This window comes from Aliikangiella maris (assembly GCF_040719265.1).
Taxonomy (GTDB): domain Bacteria; phylum Pseudomonadota; class Gammaproteobacteria; order Enterobacterales; family Kangiellaceae; genus Aliikangiella; species Aliikangiella maris.
Map to the genome: position 1 here is coordinate 1 of NZ_JBFDAH010000116.1, position 1017 is coordinate 1017.

Sequence of the window (1017 nt, forward strand, 5' to 3'; positions counted from 1 at the left end):
AGGTTGTTGTGATTAGCTGGCTGTTTGGGCGGCTACCCATTCAGCTAGCGCTAGTTTAATTAGCCCGTTTGTTGTGTCCATCGACGAGCTTCGTACTTAATAATCATGCCTTCAAGTAGCTCCTGAATAATCGCTTGCTCCTTCTCGCTCAATCGTTCAGCGGCTTCAAATAATAACTTTAATTTATCAGATGGCCCCCGCTCATTGGCTTCAAAGACTAAATCATCCAGACTGACATGGAGCGCTTGAGCTAGTTTAATCAATCCTTCTAAGGTTGGTTGAGCCGTCCCTGCCTCGTATCGTCGAATTTGATTAATATGGAGAGAGGCTGCATCCGCTAGTCCTTGCTGTGTCAATCCTTGTGATTTACGGATCTGTAATAGTCTGGCTGAAAAGTTCATCGGTATTAACCAGTTGATGAGAATAGCCATAGAATACCCCTCCAAATAAAATAGGTGTTGCAATAATACCTTAAAAGGGTTGATAATAAAACCCTAAAAGATTATTGACAGGTTTTTAGGAAATCAGAGCAATGGCACGAATCAAAGACGAATTGATTGAAAAACTAAAAAATGAAGTCTCACTGGTTCGCCTGATGGAGAGTCAGGGCTTTGAGTTTAAACCGCATGGCAAAGACAAAGTGACGCGCTGCCCGTTCCATGATGATAAAACCCCGTCTTTAGTGGTAAGCCCTTCTAAAAACTTATGGCATTGTTTAGGCGCTTGCGGCACTGGTGGTAGCGTGATTGACTGGGTGATGAAGCGAGAAGGGATATCCTTTAAACGGGCGGTGGAAATCCTGCAACATGATTTAGGATTAATTGCCGAGCCTCATGCGCCTGTGAAATATGCGAGCACGAAACAACTGCCTTCTACTTTAGTGGCTGAACGAGATGAGCAACAAGCCTTAAAACAGGTGATTGATTTTTACCACGAAACACTCAAGCAAAGCCCCGAGGTATTACAGTATTTAGAAAGTCGTGGACTTAATAATGTTGAACTCATCAACACCTTTAA

Annotated in this window: 2 protein-coding genes; one reads left to right on the forward strand and one right to left on the reverse strand. The window is 43.1% G+C overall.

The window, feature by feature from the left end:
- Positions 1-59: 59 nt before the first annotated feature.
- Positions 60-431 carry a helix-turn-helix domain-containing protein gene (locus ABVT42_RS22405; RefSeq protein WP_367024555.1) on the reverse strand — a complete coding sequence of 124 codons (372 nt, stop codon included), beginning with the start codon at positions 429-431 and terminating at the stop codon, positions 60-62.
- 101 nt (positions 432-532) lie between these two features.
- On the opposite strand from ABVT42_RS22405, the gene ABVT42_RS22410 reads away from it, so the two are divergent.
- On the forward strand, positions 533-1017 hold a 485-nt coding region (locus ABVT42_RS22410; protein ID WP_367024557.1), incomplete at its 3' end, for a CHC2 zinc finger domain-containing protein.